Here is a 20197-nt window from a genome sequence, read left to right as displayed (position 1 = left end):
TCCGCTGCGCTCAGGCACCGGGGGTGTAGTGCAGTGACAGCCAGTATTCGCGGTCCGGCTGGTTGAAGTTGTTTACCGTCTGGTACTGCTCGTCGAACAGGTTGTCGACCCGCCCCTTCAGCGACCAGTCGCGCCCCAGGCGATAACCGGCGCGCAGATCAACGGTGGTGTAACCGGCCAGATGGGTCGAGCTGTCCTTGCGCTTGCCCACTGCCTTCAGCGAGCCGCCCAGCGACCAGGTGCCAAAGTCACGATCCGCCGCCAGATTCAGCACTTTGCGCGGACGGCGGCTGAGCAGACTGTCGTCCTCCAGATCCTTCGGGTCGGTCAGATCCAGGCTCGAGCGCAGGTCCCAGCCGGCCAGCCGGGTCGCCGCGCTCAGCTCCAGGCCGCGGATACGCGCATCGCTGACGTTTTTCGGCGTGAACTTGCCGTCGAACTCCCAGCTGATCAGGTTCTCGATCTCGGTCTGGTACAGGTTGGCGGACCAGCGGATATCGGCATGCTCGCCGGACAGGCCGACCTCAACGCTTTCCGACTCCTCCGGCAGCAGATCCGGGTTGCCGACGGAGAACGCGTCCTCCGGCCAGTAAAGGTCGTTGAAGGTGGGCGCCTTGAACGCGGTGCCGTAGCTGACGAACAGTCTCAGATCCGGATCGATCTGAATCCCCCAGGCCAGGGAGCCGGTGTTCTTGCCACCGAACTGCTCGTTGTCGTCGTGACGCAGACTGACGGCGATATCCTGGGCACCGAAGTAGTGCTGATAGAGACCGAATACGCCGATGTTGTCGCGTGAGGTTTCGGCGTAGTCGGTGCTGCTGTCCACCTCGTCCTGCTGATAGTCCACTCCCCAGCTGAACTCGACCGTATCGGTCAGGTAGTGCTCACTGACGACCGAGGCGATATCGCGCTCGGTGTCGATATGGCTCTGCGCCGCACCGTCGCCGTACTCGGTGGACTCGTCGCGGCTGCGCCCCAGGGTCAGGCTCAGCGCCCAGTCGTCGCTCGGGGTCAGCTCCAGCACGCCGCCGAGGGTGTCCAGGCGCTGATGGGTCTCGTAGTCATCGAAGCTGGAGCCGCCGTCATACTCGTTGATCCCCTCGTTACGGCTCCAGTTAAACCGCCCCTTGGCCAGGTCGTTGAAACGATAGCCGCCACTCACTGCCCAGGAGCGGTTGTTGTAGCCGTCGTCATCCGGATTGTGGCCGAACGCCCCTTCGGTCTTGGCGTCGAACCCCTGAGTGGAGAAATCGCTGAGATCCAGGTTGTACCAGCCCCGATCGCTGCCGCCGGAGGCACCCAGCGTCACCTCGCGGCTGTCGTTGCTGCCGACGCCGGTGCTGAAGCGGGGGCTGAACCCTTCGCCGCCGCGACGGGTGAAGATCTGGATCACGCCGCCGATCGCCTCGGAGCCATAGAGCGAGGAGCGCGGCCCGCGCACGATCTCGATCCGCTCGATCTGATCCACCGCCAGTTGCTCGAACGCGGTGGTGCCCAGAGTCGCCGAACCGACCTTGATGCCGTCGATCAGCACCAGCACCTGATCGGAGTTGGTGCCGCGAAGAAAGAGGGAGCTGGCCTTGCCGCGCCCGCCGCTGTTGACCAGCATCACGCCCGGCGCGCTGCCGAGCAGTTCGGGTACCGTCTGCGCCTGGGTGCGCTCGATATCGTCGCGGGTAATGACCGTAACCGCGGCCAGGGTTTCATCGGCGGTCTCGGCACTGCGGCTGGCCGTCACGATAATGCTGGTGGGAAGGGTTTCCGCCTGAACGGCAGAAACAGCACTGCTGCCCAGCAGAATGGCTGCTGGAATGGTAAATCTGTTCATCAAGTTGATTGCCCTTTGCGCACCGCCCGCACGCATTCGTGGATAAAAACGGCCAGCGAAGGGAAAGGGAGAGAACCGAGCCGCTATCCTGATACAGCGGGCCCGATTCAGTACCGATTGCCCTCCGCAATGCCGACTGCATATGCTTCAGGCCGGTCTCCGGGCTCAGGAGTCGATGCTCGCGTCTGCGCGGCATCCAAGAACAGCGCCTTCCCATATCGATGGATACAGTGGCCTGTGCCGTTCTCACTCCACTACCGTTGCGGGGGCAGCGCCGGCATTGCACCTGACATCTACGTCAAAGCGCGCACCGGCTTCCCGATTAAGTTCCAGACCCTGTGGATAAGCGGGCCTGGCACACCGGAAGCAAGGCGGAATTGTAGGAGTATCCCGGGGACATGGTCAAACGCAGCGTATTCAATCGGAGATGAAAAGCATTGGATCATAACTTCAAGAGATAAGGTGGCTCATATACCATGGATACAGCTAATTGCTGGCCGGTTAGTGTTTGATCCTTTACCCAAGGTTCAGGGTCGTGGCTGCGCCTCGTCGCCGATAAGACTGGGGCATTTCTTTTCTTCTTTACTTCCCGTATACGACAGACTTGCAGATCTGCTCAGCAATCACCCGTGTGTAGTGGTCAAGTCTTTTAGACCGCCGTCTTTTGAGCTAACCGCCATTACCTGAAAGGTGGTGTATATAACCCCGATGGTTTATATTTTTATTACTTAAAGTAATTTTATAAACCGAGGCTCAGTATGATTGGCGAGCGACTGAAGCGAGCCCGAGCTGCTTCCGGCTTGTCCATGGATAAGCTCGGCAAAGCGGTTGGGGTGAGCTCCAACATGATCAAGAAGTACGAGCATGACCAGAGCATGCCCTCCTCTTCCGTGCTTATAAAGCTGGCGGATGAGCTCGGCGTGCGAGCCGAGTTCTTTTTCAGGCCCAACCGGATCCGACTCTCGGGCGTGGAGTACCGTAAACGAGCCAGCACTCCGAAAAAGATACTGGATCGCATTGCCGCCGATGTTTTGGATCAGGCAGAGCGCTGGTTCGAGCTGAAAAACCTGTGGCCCGAGTTTCCCGTACCCGAATTTTCGTTACCGGCAGATATTCCCGTCGTCGAGTCGCTGGATGATATTGAGCAGGTCAGTCTGGCACTCCGACAAGAGTGGCAACTGGGGCTCAACCCTTTGCCGGAGCTGATCGACCTGCTGGAATCCAAAGGGGTTCTGGTGATCCTGACCGAGTCGGATCAGGCCGATAAGTTCGACGGTCTGCAGGCACAGATCGAAAGGCAACCGGTGATGGTGGTTTCCAGCCAATGGCCGGGATGCCGCCAGCGCTTTACTCTGGCCCATGAACTGGGACACCTGCTGCTGCATGGCCGCTTGCCCGGTCATCTCGATGAGGAGAAAGCATGCAACCGCTTTGCTTCCTCTTTCTTGTTGCCGGCCATTGGCGCATTCGAGCACCTGGGGCATAAACGTCAGAATATCGATTGGAAGGAGCTGTACCTGCTCAAGCAGGAGTATGGCCTGAGCATGGCCGGTTCACTGTATCGCTGCAAAGACCTGGGAATTATCTCCGCCGAGCGCTACAAGAGCTTAACTATCGAGTTCTCCCGCAGAGGTTGGAAAAGAGAGGAACCAGGTGAACCCTACCCCGCAGAGCGTACCCAGCTGTTTGAACAACTCGTCTACCGGGGTGCCGGCGAGGGCTTGATATCCGATTCGAAAGCAGCCGAACTGTTACTGATGCCGCAGGCGATGTTCCGAAAATCGAAAATGATGGAAGGAGCCGTCGCCTAGATGCAGGTGCTTATCAGCGACGCCAATGTCCTGATTGACATGGAGGCCGGACAGTTGCTGGAGCTGATGTTTCAGCTACCCTTTCAGTTCAAGGTGTCCGACCTGCTCTACCATGACGAACTCTCCGATCAACATGCCCATCTGCCTGGACTGGGACTTGTTATTTCAGAGCTGACGGCCGACGGCATGCTGGACGCTTTCAGGATGACCCAAACCTACGCAGGCCCCAGCCGATATGACTGTTTTTCCCTGGCCCTGGCCAAACAGGAGAACTGCCCTCTTCTGACCGGAGATGGCGATCTGCGCCAAGCAGCAGCACAAGAAGCCGTTATCGTGATGGGTACGCTAGGGTTGTGGAGCAACTTGTTGTCCACGACCTGATCAACAAAGACGATGCCAGAAAGTCCTACGCATTAATGAAATCAGCTGGCAGCCGTCTCCCTTGGCAACTCGCCTTTGCCCGGTTGGACCAGCTTTAACCCTTCCCCATATCACTGTACTCGCCAGGGCAGGGTCTCAAACTGCTCGGTCAGATAATCACAGAGCAGCTTCAACCGCGGCAGCTGCTGCCGTGCCTTGGGGTAGACCAGCCAGACGCCGGAGTGGCGATAGCGGTAGTTCTCCAGCAGGCTGATCAGCTCGCCGCGCTCCAACTGCGGCTCGACGTAGTAGTCGGGCAGTTGGGCGATGCCGAGGCCTGCCTGCACTGCGGACAACACGGCGGGCCCGGAGTTGGAGCGCCAGTTGCCGTGCACACGAAGCTCCCGGCGCTGGCCGCGATCCTGAAACAGCCAGGTGGGGCTGGTGCCGAGCAGGCAGTTATGGTGCGCCAGCTCGCTCAGGGTATGCGGCGCGCCGTGGCGCTCCAGGTAGTCGGGCGAGGCGCAGAGGTATTCGCGCCGGTCACACAGACGCCGCGCCAGCAGGCTGGAGTCCTCCAGCGTGCCGAGGCGGATCGCCAGGTCATAGCCATCGCGGATCAGGTCGACCAGCTGATTGCTCAGGTGAAGATCGATCTCCAGCTTGGGGTAACGGCGCATGAACTCCGGCAGCAGCGGGGCGATAAAGCGCTCACCGAAGGTGGCGGCGCAGGTCAGCTTCAGCAGCCCAGCGGGTTCGGATTGCTGACGGCTGATCCGCTCCTCGGCACTCAAGAAGCCCTCGAGCAGCTGGTGGCAGTGCTGGAAATACTGCTCGCCCGCCTCGCTGAGGCGGATCGAGCGGGTGGTTCGAAAGATCAGCGGCGTGCCCAGATGAGCCTCCAGCTCCGCCACCCGGCGACTGATATGGGAGGCCGACACACCTAGCTTGTCCGCTGCGCCGGAGAAACTGCCCTGCTGTACAACCGCCACATAGGCCTCAATTGCATCCCACCGCCGCACGCCGGACTCCTGCCAAAAATCAGATTTATGCCAGCATTATTGCTATATGGCAAAAATAATTTGTCATCTGTGCCGAGATGAAATCCGACTCATTAACTACACTTTGCATTCACATTCGTTACCCGCTCCTGCGTCCACATGCGCTCGCGGGATACCGTACATCCTGTAACCCCGCTCCTGCGCTTCCATGCGCTCGCGGGATACCGTACATCCTGTACATAATTTAGGAGAGAATCATGAAATCACGCGCTGCCGTGGCCTGGAAAGCAGGCGCACCGCTGACCATCGAAGAGGTGGACGTTCAGGGCCCGAAGGCCGGTGAAGTACTGGTACGCATCGTCGCTACCGGTGTCTGCCACACCGACGCTTTCACCCTGTCTGGCGCCGATCCCGAGGGTATCTTCCCGTCGATTCTCGGCCATGAGGGTGCGGGTATCGTGGAAGAGGTCGGTCCGGGTGTGACCACGCTGAAGCCGGGCGACCATGTCATCCCGCTGTACACCGCTGAGTGCGGCAAGTGCAAATTCTGCCTGTCCGGCAAGACCAACCTGTGCCAGGCGGTGCGCGCTACCCAGGGCAAGGGCCTGATGCCGGACGGCACCAGCCGTTTCTCGCTGAACGGCGAAACCATCTACCACTACATGGGCACCTCCACCTTCTCCGAATACACCGTAGTACCGGAGATCTCCCTGGCCAAGATCAGTATCGACGCGCCGCTGGAGAAGGTCTGCCTGCTCGGTTGCGGTATCACCACCGGTATCGGTGCGGTACTGAACACCGCCAAGGTTGAACCGGGTTCCACCGTGGCCGTATTCGGTCTCGGCGGCATCGGTCTGTCGGTCATACAGGGCGCCCGCATGGCGCAGGCCAGCCGCATCATCGCCATCGATATCAACGAATCCAAGTTCGAGATGGCCAAGCAGTTCGGTGCCACCGATTGCGTCAACCCGAAAAACTTCTCCGATCCGATCCAGCAGGTGATCGTCGATATGACCGACGGCGGCGTCGATTACTCCTTCGAGTGTATCGGCAACGTACAGGTGATGCGCTCCGCGCTGGAGTGCTGCCACAAGGGCTGGGGTGAGTCGATCATCATAGGTGTTGCCGGTGCCGGCGAAGAGATCTCCACTCGTCCGTTCCAGCTGGTCACCGGCCGTGTCTGGAAAGGCTCCGCCTTCGGTGGAGTCAAGGGCCGCAGCCAGCTGCCGGGCTACGTCGAGGACTACATGAACGGCAAGATCGAGATCGATCCGTTCATCACCCACACCATGGGCCTTGAGGATATCAACAAGGCGTTCGATCTGATGCACGAAGGCGAAAGCATCCGCTCCGTCATCCTGTTCTGATTGAATTGGTAGCAGCGCCGCCCAGTTCCGCGGGCGGCGCTGTGCTATCCGAGACGCTCCTCAAGGAGAATCGCCACATGTCTGATCTTTCTACCAATCCTGCAGCCCCTGAGCTGATCGCCTGCAACAAGAGCTTCGGCGGCTGGCTCAAGCGCTACAAGCACCAGTCCAGCAGCACCGGCACGGAGATGATCTTCGCCATCTACCTGCCGCCGCAGGCGCAGAATCAATCGGTGCCGGTACTTTACTGGCTCTCCGGCCTGACCTGCACCGACGAGAATTTCACCCAGAAGGCGGGCGCCCAGCGTCTGGCGGCCGAGCTGGGCATGGCGATCGTCTGTCCGGACACCAGCCCGCGCGGCACCGATTTCCCCGGCGAGCACGACAGCTACGACTTCGGCTCCGCCGCCGGTTTCTACGTCAACGCCACCCAGGCGCCCTGGTCCGCAAACTACCGCATGTACGACTATGTGGTGCAGGAGCTGCCGGCACTGATCGAGGAGCACTTCCCGGTCACCGACGCGCGCGCCATCAGCGGCCACTCCATGGGCGGTCACGGTGCATTGATCTGCGCGCTGAAGAATCCGGGCCGCTACAAGTCGGTATCCGCCTTCGCGCCGATCAGCAACCCGATCAACTCCCCCTGGGGCGAGAAGGCGTTCAGCGGTTACCTCGGCGATGACCGTGAAAGCTGGAAAGCCTGGGACAGCTGCGAACTGATCGCCAACGCGAAAGAGCGTCTGCCGTTGCTGGTCGATCAGGGCGAAGCGGATGACTTCCTGACGGAACAGCTGAAGCCGGAAGCGCTGAAGCATGCCTGTGAAGCGGCGGGCCACCCGCTGACCCAGAGATTGCAGCCGGGTTATGACCACAGCTACTTCTTCATCGCCACCTTCATCGGCGACCACCTCGAACACCACGCCAAGGCGCTGGGGCTCAAGTAAGACCCGATCGGAGCGGGTAATTCCCGCTCCAATCTTGATTTCGCCGCCACTCCCGGATAACTTATCCCCTGCTTTTATGCATCAAGAGAAGGGCTGACGTCCTCGCCAACCTGCCTACCTGGGCAAGGTGGTTGCCGCCAAGCGGCGATGCGGTCGATACCGACAACCAAACAGGTATCCGCACTCAAAACGTCAGCTCCCAAGACAGCCTTCGCCCCAGTGCGAAGACAAGAGGAGCAGGACATGTTCGAAGCACATTACTTTTCTCAAGAGCCATCTCAAGAGCTATATCACGCGCCATCTCAAGCGCTATCCCAACCCGGGTTCCCGCTATTCAGCGCGGCAGCCGAGCCAGCTCTGACCCGCCGTCTGCACAGCCATATCCACCAGTGCCCGCTGCACGTCTGGGCTGCGCAGGGCAAGCGCAAGAATGACCAGAGCATCCCGCAGCCGCGCTGGTTTCTGTACATCGAATACTGCCGCCGAAACGGTGCCCGTGACTGGGTGCTGATCGAGCGCTCACGCGCTCAGCCGCTTGATGACCTGTTCGCTGAAGTACCCTGGCTGGAGCTGCCCGGGATAGACCCCAAGCGTACAGGTGACTGGCTGGATCGGGTGTGTTGAGCCGTAGAAACAGATCGGCCCGCCGGAGCGGGCCGTCAGTGAGCGATCAGAGTGCCGCCAGAATGGTCTCTGCGCTGCTCTGATCGACTCCCTTGTCGTCGATATTGAGCAGTTCGACCTTGCCGTCGTTGACGATCATCGCGTAGCGCTTGCTGCGCACGCCCAGACCACCCGCCGTCAGATCCTTATCCAGCCCGACCGCCTTGGCAAACTCGGCGCTGCCGTCGGCTGCCATGATGATCTCGTCGGCGTTCTGCGACTTGCCCCAGGCGTCCATGACAAAGGCATCGTTCACCGCGGTGCAGACAATACTGTCCACCCCCTTGGCCTTGATCTTGTCGGCATTGACAACGAAACCAGGCAGATGGGTCAGGGTGCAGCCCGGCGTGAAGGCACCCGGCACCGCAAACAGCACCACCTTCTTGCCTGCGAACAAATCCCCGGTGGTCATCGACTCCGGTCCCTTCTCGCCCATGACCTTGAACGTTACCGACGGCAGTGTATCGCCAACCTGAATAGACATTTGAGACCTCCTTGAGCACAGCTATTGTTGACTGAGTTACTCGGGATTCTAGCAGTACAACGCTCTACTGCCCATTCCCTCACGCCACATCCTCTGCATGCGTCAGGGCTCGTTCTCGGCCACAACCCAGCTGATCTGCACCTTGCGCACACCCCATTGCAGGGCCGCCTCCAGATCCTCGCCCATATAGATGTCGATCTTGCGCTCCCAGCGTGAATGCATCCGGTCCAGCACCACATAGCGCCCCTTCAGGCCCTTGATCCGCACCTCGGTGCCATGAGTCAGCCCCTCGCGTATCAGATCGTCCGACACGGCAATCGCCTTCATGCCCGGCTTAAGCTTGTCCCCCCAGGCGGCGGTACGGGGCGCGGAGTTGGTCTGCTCGGGTAGCGAGTTGTAGGCTGATGCGGTCACCGTCATCGTGATCGGTTCCGATTCCGCGACACAGCGATAGACCGCCAGCATCGGCAGCAGGCAGAGCAGCCAACACCCGTAACGGATCGCTTTTTTTGCATCGGTTCGAAAACGCTCGATCACGACTGTTGATACCATTTGTTTGCAGGTTTAAAACATTTCGCGTGACTAGCACAGGATTTGGGGCTATATAGAGTTCCCCTTCCCGGAGTGTCGCCACGAACGCTCATGAACAGTATACCGAATACACCTGACGAGAGGTTGTTCGACCGCATCGCCGATGCGCTGGTCAACCAGGGTTACATCATCTGCGACCAGGCCCTCGATAGCGCACTGACCTCAGCCCTGCTGCACCGCGTTCAGCACCTCGACGACCAAGCATTTCAGCGCGCCGGGGTAGGCCGTGAACAGGCACAGCAGCTTAACGACCGCATCCGCCTCGACCAGATCCGCTGGCTCGAACAGCTGGATGCCAGCGAAGCCGCCTACCTGGCGTGGATGGAGCGGCTGCGCGAAGGGCTGAACCGACGCCTGTTTATGGGCCTGTTCGACTACGAATGCCACTTTGCCCACTACCCGCCCGGCGCCTTCTACAAACGCCATCTGGATGCCTTCCGCGGCCAGACCAACCGTATCCTGACCACCGTATTCTACCTCAACAGCGAGTGGCAGGACGACGACGGCGGCGAGCTGCTGATCTACCCGGGCCAGGGCGACTGCGTACTCGAGCGGGTCGCACCCCAGTCCGGACGGCTGGTGGTGTTCCTCAGCGATCGCTTCCCACACGAGGTACTGCCGGCGCGCATGGATCGATACAGCATCGCCGGCTGGTTCCGCGTCAATGCCAGTATCGGTAACCAGATCGACCCGCCGCGCTGAACCGACCGGTTGCACTACCACTACCCGATACAGTGCCGGATAGACCGCTCGGGGTCGATCCGGTTCAATACCATGACCACTAAACTGCGACGCATCTGCTATACTTCGCCGCTTTGACCCGCAGGCGCCACAGGCGTCCTGACCGCCAACCCCTTATCCCGGAACGCCCGTGACTCAGACTCGCTTCAGCAGCCTCGACCTGCCCGCCGCGCAACTCGCCAACCTCGAATCGATCGGCTATGCGCAGATGACGCCGATCCAGCAGCTGAGCCTGCCGGTGGTGCTGGCCGGGCAGGATCTGATCGCCCAGGCGAAAACCGGCAGCGGCAAGACCGCCGCCTTCGGTATCGGCCTGCTGACCCGTCTGATTCCGCGACTGTTCGCGGTACAGGCGCTGGTGCTCTGCCCGACCCGCGAGCTGGCCGATCAGGTCGCAAGGGAGCTGCGCCGACTGGCGCGCTACCTGGACAACATCAAGATCGTGACCCTCTGCGGCGGCACGCCGATCGGCCCGCAGATCGGCTCGCTGGAGCACGGCGCCCATATCGTCGTCGGTACCCCGGGGCGGATCAAGGACCACCTGCGCAAGGGCACCCTGGTGCTGGATCGGGTCCAGTGCCTGGTTCTCGACGAAGCGGACCGGATGCTGGATATGGGCTTCGCCGAGGATATCGGCGCCATCATCGACAGCACGCCGGCCTCACGTCAGACCCTGCTGTTCTCCGCCACCTACCCGAAGGATATCGAGCAGCTCTCCGCCCACTACCAGCGTGAGCCCGAGCGGGTCACCGCGCCGGAGCAGCACAGCGCGGTGGAGATCGAACAGCGCGCCTACCTCTGCGACGAACCCTACAAGGCCGACACCCTGATCGCACTACTGCAGCAACAGACACCCGACGCGGCGGTGATCTTCTGCAACACCAAGGCGCGTTGCGACGAATACGCCCAGGCGCTGAAAACTGCCGGTTTCCAGGTCGGCGTGCTGCACGGCGATATGGAGCAGCGCGAGCGCGACCAGCGCATCACCCTGTTCAGCAACCGCAGCCTGACCCTGCTGGTGGCCACCGACGTGGCCGCCCGCGGCCTGGATATCGACGCCGTCGACCTGGTGGTCAATATCGACCTGCCGCGCGACCCGGCGGTCTACACCCACCGCATCGGCCGCACCGGCCGCGCCGGGCGCAGCGGCACCGCGCTGAGCCTGGTCGGGCCGAAGGAGAGCCTGAAGCTGGAGCGGATCAACACCATGCAGTCGGCGCCGATCGAGGTGATCGAGCTGCTGCCGCAGCCCGATCACGACTTTCGCCCGCCGCGCGCACCGATGCGCACCCTGGCGATCGCCGGTGGGCGTAAGAACAAGCTGCGTCCCGGCGATATCGTCGGCACCCTGACCGCCGGCGGCCAAATCTCCGGCGATGATATCGGCGATATCGCCATCGGTGACTTCACCGCCTATGTGGCGGTGAAACGGGAGCTGTCGGAGATCGCGCTGGACAAGCTGAAGTCCCGTACCATCAAGGGCAAGAGCTACCGGGTGCGCAAGCTTTGAGGATAAACGGCAACGGCAGATTCCGGACAGCCGTCACCCTGCCCTTTAATTGCGTTCGCGTTTGATGCGAGCCAGTTCGGCGGCGATCTCGTCGGTCAGGATGACGCTGGATTCCGGGGCGTTGCCCTTTCGACCAAAACGCTTTTCCACATCGGCCCTGAGCTTCTCCAGTCCCTGCGCCGCTTTCGGGTAGGCGGCCAGGAAGGCCATGACCGGGCCGCCGACGGCGACCGTGTAGCCCCAGGCGTTGAGTACGAATTCGAGCACTGTGCTGCCTTCGCGCGCTTCCGACAGGGACCAGAACACGGCCTGCCCGTTGTCGGCGTTGGCTGAGCCGAACGCCAGGCCGTAGCTGCTTAGTTGCTGCTGGAAGTCGGTGGTCAGGGCGATGTAGTCGGTCAGTACGTCGTCGCTGACGATCCCGTGACCGAGCAGGTCGCCGGCCGGCGGATAGTTCTGCAAGCTGGTCAGTTGCCGACGGTAGGGGGTGTCCAACACGATGGTGAAGTGCACCAGCGGCGTGTTCTGTTGCGCACGTGCGACTTCGTCGGTGAAGAAGATCTCCAGATCGCCGATGCGGTGTGCCAGTTGCGCCAGGGTATCGACATCGTAGTCGGCCGGGTCCTCCGCCAGCGGCAGGCTGCCGGTGTCGTCGTCGTAGGTGTGGATGATCTCCTTCAGGTCGCCCAGCACGCGGGAGTAGAGCGTCTTGCGCTCCATCAGCTTCGGCTTGTAGGCCATCGCCGAGAACACCTGCTCGCGCAGCGGGTCCTTGCCGGTGAAGTTGTACTGGTCGATCATCCGGTAGACAGCCTCCTTGTCCAGTCCCTCCCGCTCGCACAGCCGGTGCACCGCCAGACGCCGCTCCTTGCTCCAGAAGCCGACGAAGATCTCCTGCAGGTCCTGCTCCGGCGTGAGGTCGGGCATATAGTCGAGGATGAACTTTTCGATCAGTTCGCGCTTGCTGCGCAGTTGCGCCTCTTTGCCCAAGGTATCGAGCAGCGACTGCATCGCCTGGCGGCTCTCTGCCGTATCGCCCCGGCTCTGTTTATGGCGCAGATCGTCGAGCAGCTTGAGGGTGTAGGCGACATTTACTTCGTCGCGGTGGATCAGTTCCAGCTCGAAGTCCAGATCGTCGATGATCGAGGCGCCCGGTTCGTTGCTGCGGCTGCGGTCGTGGATATCCAGATATTTGCTCTTGAAGTCCTCGAAGGTCTGCTCGGCCAGTTCCAGATCCTGCCAGTCGAAGTCGGTAAAAGGTTTCAGCTTGTTTAGGATCCGGATCAGCCGTCGGAACGCCTTGACGAACAGCGCCTGGTCGTCCTCGCTTGCCAGGTCGTCCACCGCCTCGGGGGTGGCGGCGATGCTGAACAGCTCCTGCAGCAGGCTGTTGAACTGTTCCACGTAGAACTCGTAGGGCTCCATCAGGATGGTGTCGGGCTGGTCGGTATCGCAGAACATCCCGATCGCTTCGTCGGTGTTGTCCTTGAGGTTGCGGAAGCAGACGATATTGCCCTGGGATTTCAGTTCGCCCAGTATGCGGTTGGTGCGCGAGAACGCCTGGATCAGGCCGTGGTGTTTCAGGTTCTTGTCTACGTAGAGGGTGTTCAGTTTCTTGGCGTCGAACCCGGTCAGGAACATGTTCACCACGAGCAGGATGTCGGCGCGATCGCGATCCTTGAACTGTTCCTTGTCGCGCTCCTTCATCCGCTTGGCGATGTCCTTGTAGTAGGTGTAGAACGCCTTGCTGTCCTTCACCGAGTGCGCCGTCTTGTAGAGGGCGTTGTAGTCGGCCACATACTGCGCCAACTTGTCGCGGCTGTGCCTGTTGGCCGGGTCGTCGGTCTTGATATCGAAGTCGGGCTCTTCGATCAGGCCGTTGGCGTCGGCGTCCTCTTCGTTGGTTCCGAAGGTGAATATGGTCACCACACGCAGATCGTGTTCGCCCGCCTCGCGCTTGCGCTTGAAGCAGTCGTAGTACTTGATCAGCTGCTCCTTGCTGCCGACGCACATCATCGCCGAGAACTGTTTGTCGTAGGTCTTGCGGTTGTGGTTGGCGATGATCCAGTTCACCACCCCTTCGATACGTTCGTCGCTCTCGAAAAACTCCTTGCGATTGATGGCGTGCACCTGCTCGTCGATCAGGCTGCCGTCCTTGCGCCGGAGCTTGCCCCAGTATTCGATGGCGAACTTGAGCACGTTTTCGTCCCGGATCGCGTCGGTGATCACGTACTGGTGCAGGCGGTCGCCGAACAGATCGGCGGTGGTGCGCTTGCCGTGTTCGTTGGCCGCCGCGTTCCCGGGGAAGATCGGCGTGCCGGTGAAGCCGAACATCTGCGCCTTGGTGAAGAAGCCGGTGATGTTCTTGTGGGTCTGGCCGAACTGGGAGCGGTGGCACTCGTCGAAGATGAACACCACCCGCTTGTCGCGCAGGGCATCCATCGCCTGTTCATGGCGGGTGCGGGAGATGGCGTTGTTGAGTTTCTGGATGGTGGTGACGATCAGTTTGTTGTCGCCCGCCATCTGTTTCACCAGAGAGGCGGTGTTGTCGGTGTTGTCCACGCAGTCGGGACTGAAGGCGTTGAACTCCTTGGTGGTCTGGTAGTCCAGGTCCGCCCGGTCGACCACGAACACGACCTTGTGCACCTTGGGCAGTTGGGTCAGGATCTGCGCCGCCTTGAAGCTGGTCAGTGTCTTGCCGCTGCCGGTGGTGTGCCAGATATAGCCGTTCTTGCGCCCCTCTTTCACCCGTTCGACGATCTTCTCCACGGCGTAGTACTGGTAGGGGCGCAACGCCATCAAGATCTTGTCCGACTCGTGCAGCACGATGTAGCGGGCGATCATCTTGGAGATATGGCAGGGTTCGAGAAAGGCGTCGGTAAAGGCGTCCAGCTTCTTGATCGCCCTGTTTTTCTCATCGGACCAGAAGAAGGTCTGCTTGTACTCTTGCTTGCGGTTGTTGGCGTAGTACTTGGTGTTGACGCCGTTGGAGATCACGAACAGCTGCACGTAGTTGTAGAGGCCGTTCTCGGCCCAGAAGGAGTGGCGCTGGTAGCGGTTGATCTGGTTGAACGCTTCCTTCAGTTCCATGCCGCGCCGCTTCAGCTCGATCTGCACCAGCGGCAGACCGTTGATCAGCAGCGTCACGTCGTAGCGGTTTTCGTAGCGGCCCACCTGGGTGACCTGGCTGGTGACCTGATAACGGTTGCGGCACCACTCCACGCAGTTCATGAACTGCAGATAGCAGCTCGAGCCATCGTCGAGGGTGAGTTGGTAGCGGTCGCGCAGGGTCTTGGCGCGCTGGAACACGTTGCCCTTGTCCAGATGGTTGAGCACCTTGTCGAACTCGCCGGCGCTGAGCGGTGTGCCCGCCAGCGCGGCTTCGTTGTGCAGCGACAGTTGTGTCTTCAGGTTGGCCTTGAGCTGTTCGGACGTATCGATACGGACACGCTCGTAACCCAGCCCCTGCAGACGCAGAATCAGGCTCTCTTCCAGCTGCGCTTCGGACTGAATACCGCTCTGCGCGTACTCCAGGCGCTGCTCCTGCATGCGTTGGCGGGCACGGTAGTCGTCGGCGTTGTAGAATTCGATGCCGACGCGCCGGATATGGTCCAGCAGTTTCTCGTTGTCGATATAGGCGACCAACGACAGATCGATACTCCAGGGGATGTGCAGCTCGTCCAGCTCACGCGACACCCGTGTCAGCAAGCTGAAGGTGGGTTCCTGTTTCAGATAGAGCGTCAGGTCGATATCGGAACCGGGGCGAAAATTGCCCTTGGCACGGGAGCCATAGAGTACGGCGCGCTCGATCTGCTCGTAACGGGCGAACACCGCCTGAATCGCGGCGATGGCGTCGGCGGGCAGTCCTGTATCGGCACCGGATAGATCCTTCATGATTCCTGCTCGGCCAGTTCGTTGAGTTTGCGGTTGAGACGGCAGAAGCTGTCGTAATAGTTGTCCACGATGGCGGTAACGATCTTGGCCGTTACCTCCTCGTTATAGGTGTGCGAACTGAGATTGCGGCTCTCTATCATCGCCAGCCACGCCTCGCCGTCATCGACCAGCCCCACTTCGAACGCCTTGCGCGCCACATTCTTGGAGCCGAACAGATCCGTATAGCCCTGATTTTCCAGAAAGTCCTTCTGGGTTTTCCAGGCCAGCTCATGGTTGTATTCGAACGACTGGATCAGCCCCTGCTCCTCCAGCTCGTTCAGCGACTCGCGCTCCATGAACTTGCCGAGCTGCGCCAGCGCCCGGTTCCAGTTCTGCAAACGCTGTATCCAGCGAATATCCTCGGTCATATCGTTCTCCCGCCACTACTCAGACAAACATCTTTTGCAGCAGGCCTTTTTTGAAGGTTTCCAGTTGGTTGATCTGTTTCGATGTTGATTTTATTTTTTTATCAAAAACAGCCAAGAAAACAGAAATTTTCTGTTGCTCTTCAAGGATAGGAATCTCTGTTTTCCAACTACATAATGTCTTGTAGTAAAGCCTAGTCCTTGTTCCACCTTTCTTTTGTATCGCCGCAAACCGTTTAAACTCAATACTATTGTTCAATTTATTAAGCAGAAAATCGTTTTCCATTCCAACCGCTTTGAATACAGGGTACTCTTTACTAACAGCGATATCGCCATCTGTTTTATTTACATTAAATTTAAAGGTGAGATCATCACTCATATGTCTGTATACAAAGCATCCAACAGGTACAACGCCGTATTCGCCATCATTGGCCAACTCTCTATCGTTATAATATTCACTTTGCGGTTTTAATCCTTCCCGTGTAGAACTATATACAGGAAGAGTGGTTTTGGCATCTACCCGGCGTGACACTTCCTCCAGCTGGGAGCCAATTTGCACCCTTTTCCAGTCTGAAAAATCAGTGCCGTCATCCTTTTTAAACCGGATCTCTTGCGAGAATACCTTTTGCATCAGGCCGCGTTTGTAGGTTTCCAGTAGTTCGCGTTTGCGGCGCAGAGAATTTAGCTTGTCGTCGATGGAGCTTAGGAAGGTGGCAATTTTTTTTTGTTCTTCTTCACTCGGACAGTAAAACCTAAACGAAGAGTACTCCTTTGCATTAATTCCGGGTTGGCCAGATCTGATCGACTCAATTTTAATCCATTTGGAGAAGCTTGACCGTAATGTTTGAAAAAAGACAAAGCCTGGGAATGCTCCATCTATATGAAAACGAATAAGAAATCCAGCAAAATACAGATTCCCATCCTTCGAAGTATACAAGTAACTTTTTCCCGTACTTGCACCTGTCCGCGTGAATAGAAGATCCCCTTCCTTAAGCTTATATGAATCGTCTACATTACCCATAGGCGACGTTACAGGGTTTGGTGAATACTGATGTGTTTTATCATCGATATCCGTGATTCGAATATATTTCCTGACTCCATCAAAATCTACTGCTGGCGTATTTAATCCATACTCTGCCTGAGAGGATATCTCACCTAATGATACAGATTTCCACTCTTCAAAAAAGCCTTTAAACCTCAATTCAGGCACATTTGACTGAATCGGGAACACTACTTTTTGCTTATCTATGATCCCTTTAAACCCCGGATCAACCTTCTGCATATCCACAATATCAACCCTATAAGGCAAAGGCGCTTCATCGAATGCCATCTCAAGCTGCATCGATGTCCGCTTGTCCAGCGGCTGTTCGCACTCGATCGCCAGATCCAGATCGGAGTTGAATTTGGCCTGGTTTTTGGCGCGACTGCCGAACACCCAGACCTTGCACCGGGCGGGCAGGTGTTGCTGCAGGATCTGCCGGATAATCTTCAGTTCCTGGGCGGTCACATCAAACTTGATCTTCATTCTTTTCCGTCAGCGCCTGCAGCAGGAAGTCGGCCTCTTGATAGAAGCGAGGCAGCCCTTCCACGATTTCGATAGCGGTATCCCGATTGTAGCCGTGGGAGGTCTTGTTGCGGTTGTCGCGATACTCCCACCACTGGTCCCAGCTGTTTTCGACGATGCCGAGCGTATAGGCTTCGCGGATCAGGCTCTGGAAGCTCATCTCCTGAACCTCGCCGGGGTTGGCGGCAACCAGGCTCAAGTAGCGCCTGATCATTTTGGTGGACAGGTCGTAGCTGTATTCAAAGCGTTGGATACAGGAGTCCCGCACGAATTCGTTGGACGGGTCCTTTTGGTACTCGTCCAGCGCCACTTTCAGTGTGGCGATCGCTCTTGCCAATACACTCAGGTCCAGTTTTTCCTGCATGGAGCCCTCCTTAACGGCAGCCCTTATACCGGCGCGTCTATGCCCAGCTCATCGCAATAGCCGCGAATAGCCTCGTCTATTTCGACCATATCCCGGTCCAGTTGCTTCAGTTCGGCCGCCACGGCCGCGAGATCCACCGGCTCCTCCTCTTCGAAGGTATCCACATAACGGGGGATATTGAGGTTGTAGTCGTTTTCGGCGATCTCGCTCAGCGGTGCGATATGGCTGTATCGCGCCTCTTCGCGCCGCTCGCGGTAGGTGGCGACGATCTTGGCGATATCCCGCTCGCGCATGATGTTCTGGTTCTTGCCCTTCTCGAAGTGGGCGCCGGCATCGATAAACAGCACATTGTCGGGGTGCTCGCGGCACTTTTTCATCACCAGTATGCAGGTGGGGATGGAGGTGCCGTAGAAGATATTGGCGGGCAGGCCGATTACCGCATCGAGCCAGTTGCCCTCTTCGATGATGTAGCGGCGGATATGGCCCTCGGCGCCGCCGCGGAACAGCACACCGTGGGGCAACACCACCGCCAGGGTGCCATTGTCGGCCAGGTGGTGCAGCATATGCTGGACGAAGGCGAAGTCGGCCTTGGAGGCGGGGGCCAGTTTGCCGTACTGGGCGAAGCGGTCGTCGGTTTCGAACTGCTTGTTGGCGCTCCACTTGGCGGAGAAGGGGGGATTGGCCACCACCGCTTCGAACTTCATCCCCAGGTGCTGGGGTTCTTCCAGGGTGTCCTCCTGCTTCAGGTCGAAGTTGCGGTAGTGCACGCCGTGCAGAATCATGTTCATGCGCGCCAAGTTGTAGGTAGTGCGGTTCATCTCCTGGCCGTAGAAGTCGCCGACATGCTCGACCTCTTTCGCCACGCGCAGCAGCAGGGAGCCGGAGCCGCAGGTGGGGTCGTAGACTGATTTCAGCCGGCTCTTGCCGCTGGTAACCAGTCGCGCCAGCACGGTGGATACGGCCTGAGGGGTGTAGAACTCGCCCGCTTTCTTGCCGGCCCCGGCAGCGAACTTGCCGATCAGGTATTCGTAGGCGTCGCCCAGCACGTCGCTGTCGCTGTCGCTGAGGGCGAAGTCGATGCTGTCCAGGTGCAGCATAATCTTGGCGATCAGGTCGTTTTTTGCCTTTTCGGTGCGGCCCAGTTTGCTGGAGGTCAGGTCCAGATCTTCGAACAGCTGGTCGAAGTCGTCCTCGCTCTCGGTGCCCATGGTGGAGCGCTCGATGCTGTTGAGTACGCGGGTCAGATCGTCGAGGATGAAGTTATCGACGATATCGGTGCCGTCGGCGCTCTGGTGCGCACCGCGCCGGGCGATGCTGCCGAACAGTTCGGAGGGTTTGAGGAAGTAGCCCAGTTCCTCGACCGCTTCCTCCTTGATCGCTTCCAGCATCGCCTTGCCTTCGTCGCTCTTCTCGTCGATATCGAGGTAGTCGATGCCGTCCTCGCCAAGCATTTCGTTGGCGAAGTTGTGCAGGTGTTCCGAGAGATACTTGTAGAAGATGAACCCCAGGCAGTAGTCGCGGAACTCGTCGGCGTTCATCTTGCCGCGCAGTTCGTCGGCGATGTTCCAGAGCTTCTGCTCCAGTTTTCGTTTTTGATCTTCGGTCATGCGTTATTTATCTCGGTACTGCGTATGTAGATTGGACACCGGCGTACTCGTTGGCGGCCAGCAGCCTAGTCATTGAAATAGTCGGTGTCTATCGCTTTCACCTGAAAGGATTGTCGGGTGGATACGCCCAAATTGTAGGCAATCATCAGCTCCGCCAGTTTGCGGCCATCAATCAGCACCACGCGCTTTTCGATCATGCGGCAGTACTCAACCGCATCACGGCTGAACTGGCTGGTGGTGATAAAGACACCCTTGCGCGCACGTTTCATCTCCAGCGCGCCTACAAAGGCTTGAATATCGGGGCGACCGACACTGTTGTCGCAATAGCGTTTGGCCTGAATATAGATGGAGTCGAGGCCCAGCGGATCTTCATTAATCACACCGTCGATACCGCCATCGGCGGTCAACTGTGTGGCGCTGCCGGACTCTTCGCTCCAGCCACCGTAATTCATCGCTTGCAGCAGTTGGACGACCAGGCTTTCCAGAAATTCCGGGGGTTGCTGCTTAACCAGCTCCAGCAACTCTTCGGCCAGGGTGGTCTCGATCTCCGCAAATGCCTGTTCCAGACGCTCCAGTGGATCCTGCTCTTCCACGTCATTATCGCTTTTCCCGGTGCCACTCTGCGATTCCGGCTTCGCTTTGACGGTATGAAACTCGACAAACTCGGGATAACGTTTCAGGTAACGAACATCCACCCGCTGCGGACACTCCTCCAGCGCTTGCAACCCGCGGGCCGTTATCTGGATCTGCCCGCGCCCCGGTGCCTGCGTCAGCCCTGCCTTGTTCATATAGGTGCGCGCCCAAGCCAGACGGTTGTGGATATAGGTCTGTTTCCCTGAGGGCAGCCGCTCGCGCTTCTCCTCTTCCGTCAGCTGAAAGGCATTGCAGAGGTTTTCAACCACCTCTTTGAAGCGGTAAACCTGCCCATCTTTAACCATTTCCAACAGCGGACGCATACAAGCTTGAAAATCGGGGATAGACACGCTCACTCCTTGACGAAAACTCCAACATCAGGGTGCTAATCTATCAGTTACCCCAAAGCCAGACCACAGAATGCACTCGGC

At 58.9% G+C, this 20197-nt stretch carries 17 protein-coding genes and 2 riboswitches; of the genes, 7 read left to right on the top strand and 10 right to left on the bottom strand.

Annotated elements, in window-relative coordinates; all coding sequences use genetic code 11:
* Positions 1-10: 10 nt before the first annotated feature.
* Entirely contained in the window at positions 11-1828 is a 1818-nt protein-coding gene (btuB, locus tag KQ940_RS10345) for a TonB-dependent vitamin B12 receptor (RefSeq protein ID WP_217413492.1), read from the bottom strand.
* A gap of 133 nt (positions 1829-1961) precedes the next feature.
* Positions 1962-2208: riboswitch (cobalamin riboswitch) on the bottom strand.
* A gap of 378 nt (positions 2209-2586) precedes the next feature.
* Here btuB and KQ940_RS10340 point away from each other — a divergent pair.
* Together KQ940_RS10340 and KQ940_RS10335 are read left to right on the top strand one after the other, a co-directional pair.
* Entirely contained in the window at positions 2587-3639 is a 1053-nt protein-coding gene (locus tag KQ940_RS10340; protein ID WP_217413491.1) for a helix-turn-helix domain-containing protein, read from the top strand.
* Positions 3640-4020 carry a PIN domain-containing protein gene (locus KQ940_RS10335; RefSeq protein WP_217413490.1) on the top strand — a complete coding sequence of 127 codons (381 nt, stop codon included), beginning with the start codon at positions 3640-3642 and terminating at the stop codon, positions 4018-4020. It abuts the gene before it with no gap.
* Positions 4021-4130: 110 nt separating this feature from the next.
* Here the strand turns inward: KQ940_RS10335 and KQ940_RS10330 are convergent, their stop codons facing one another.
* Positions 4131-5021: a LysR family transcriptional regulator gene (locus KQ940_RS10330; protein ID WP_217413489.1), complete on the bottom strand. Its 891-nt coding sequence runs from the start codon at positions 5019-5021 to the stop codon at positions 4131-4133.
* 236 nt (positions 5022-5257) lie between these two features.
* On the opposite strand from KQ940_RS10330, the gene KQ940_RS10325 reads away from it, so the two are divergent.
* The 3 genes from KQ940_RS10325 (at position 5258) to KQ940_RS10315 (ending at position 7935) form a co-directional block, all read left to right on the top strand.
* Entirely contained in the window at positions 5258-6367 is a 1110-nt protein-coding gene (locus tag KQ940_RS10325; RefSeq protein ID WP_188748848.1) for an S-(hydroxymethyl)glutathione dehydrogenase/class III alcohol dehydrogenase, read from the top strand.
* Between the two features lie 77 nt (positions 6368-6444).
* Positions 6445-7311 carry an S-formylglutathione hydrolase gene (gene fghA, locus KQ940_RS10320; RefSeq protein ID WP_217413487.1) on the top strand — a complete coding sequence of 289 codons (867 nt, stop codon included), beginning with the start codon at positions 6445-6447 and terminating at the stop codon, positions 7309-7311.
* A gap of 73 nt (positions 7312-7384) precedes the next feature.
* Positions 7385-7491: riboswitch (SAM-I-IV-variant riboswitch) on the top strand.
* Positions 7492-7554: 63 nt separating this feature from the next.
* The gene (locus KQ940_RS10315) at positions 7555-7935 is read left to right on the top strand and encodes a hypothetical protein (protein WP_217413485.1); all 381 of its coding nucleotides are present in this window, start codon (positions 7555-7557) and stop codon (positions 7933-7935) included.
* Positions 7936-7981: 46 nt separating this feature from the next.
* On the opposite strand, the gene KQ940_RS10310 is transcribed toward KQ940_RS10315, so the two are convergent.
* Positions 7982-8458: a peroxiredoxin gene (locus tag KQ940_RS10310; protein ID WP_217413483.1), complete on the bottom strand. Its 477-nt coding sequence runs from the start codon at positions 8456-8458 to the stop codon at positions 7982-7984.
* A 102-nt stretch (positions 8459-8560) separates the two neighbouring features.
* A complete protein-coding gene (locus KQ940_RS10305; protein WP_246589950.1) occupies positions 8561-9010 on the bottom strand; it encodes a 3D domain-containing protein in 450 nt (149 codons plus the stop codon).
* Positions 9011-9100: 90 nt separating this feature from the next.
* Between KQ940_RS10305 and KQ940_RS10300 the strand changes: the two genes are divergently transcribed.
* Complete coding sequence (locus tag KQ940_RS10300) at positions 9101-9751, top strand: 2OG-Fe(II) oxygenase (RefSeq protein WP_217413481.1); 651 nt, start codon at positions 9101-9103, stop codon at positions 9749-9751.
* Between the two features lie 169 nt (positions 9752-9920).
* The gene (dbpA, locus tag KQ940_RS10295) at positions 9921-11300 is read left to right on the top strand and encodes an ATP-dependent RNA helicase DbpA (RefSeq protein ID WP_217413479.1); all 1380 of its coding nucleotides are present in this window, start codon (positions 9921-9923) and stop codon (positions 11298-11300) included.
* Positions 11301-11345: 45 nt separating this feature from the next.
* Here the strand turns inward: dbpA and KQ940_RS10290 are convergent, their stop codons facing one another.
* The 6 genes from KQ940_RS10290 to KQ940_RS10265 form a co-directional block, all read right to left on the bottom strand.
* Positions 11346-15194 carry a type I restriction endonuclease subunit R, EcoR124 family gene (locus tag KQ940_RS10290; RefSeq protein ID WP_217413477.1) on the bottom strand — a complete coding sequence of 1283 codons (3849 nt, stop codon included), beginning with the start codon at positions 15192-15194 and terminating at the stop codon, positions 11346-11348.
* The gene (locus KQ940_RS10285) at positions 15191-15601 is read right to left on the bottom strand and encodes a nucleotidyltransferase substrate binding protein (protein ID WP_217413475.1); all 411 of its coding nucleotides are present in this window, start codon (positions 15599-15601) and stop codon (positions 15191-15193) included. The genes KQ940_RS10290 and KQ940_RS10285 overlap by 4 nt, the downstream gene beginning before the upstream one ends.
* 19 nt (positions 15602-15620) lie before the next feature.
* On the bottom strand, positions 15621-17123 hold the full coding sequence (locus tag KQ940_RS10280) for a restriction endonuclease subunit S (RefSeq protein ID WP_217413473.1): 1503 nt from the start codon (positions 17121-17123) through the stop codon (positions 15621-15623).
* Entirely contained in the window at positions 17107-17526 is a 420-nt protein-coding gene (locus KQ940_RS10275; RefSeq protein WP_217413472.1) for an HI0074 family nucleotidyltransferase substrate-binding subunit, read from the bottom strand. The genes KQ940_RS10280 and KQ940_RS10275 overlap by 17 nt, the downstream gene beginning before the upstream one ends.
* Before the next feature lie 23 nt (positions 17527-17549).
* A complete protein-coding gene (locus tag KQ940_RS10270) occupies positions 17550-19133 on the bottom strand; it encodes a type I restriction-modification system subunit M (protein ID WP_217413471.1) in 1584 nt (527 codons plus the stop codon).
* Positions 19134-19198: 65 nt separating this feature from the next.
* Complete coding sequence (locus KQ940_RS10265; protein ID WP_217413470.1) at positions 19199-20116, bottom strand: restriction endonuclease; 918 nt, start codon at positions 20114-20116, stop codon at positions 19199-19201.
* Positions 20117-20197 lie beyond the last annotated feature (81 nt).

Origin of the sequence: Marinobacterium ramblicola (assembly GCF_019084545.1) — a bacterium.
In the GTDB taxonomy this organism is placed as follows: Bacteria; Pseudomonadota; Gammaproteobacteria; order Pseudomonadales; family Balneatricaceae; genus Marinobacterium_D; species Marinobacterium_D ramblicola.
This window is presented reverse-complemented; position numbering and strand designations above follow the sequence as displayed.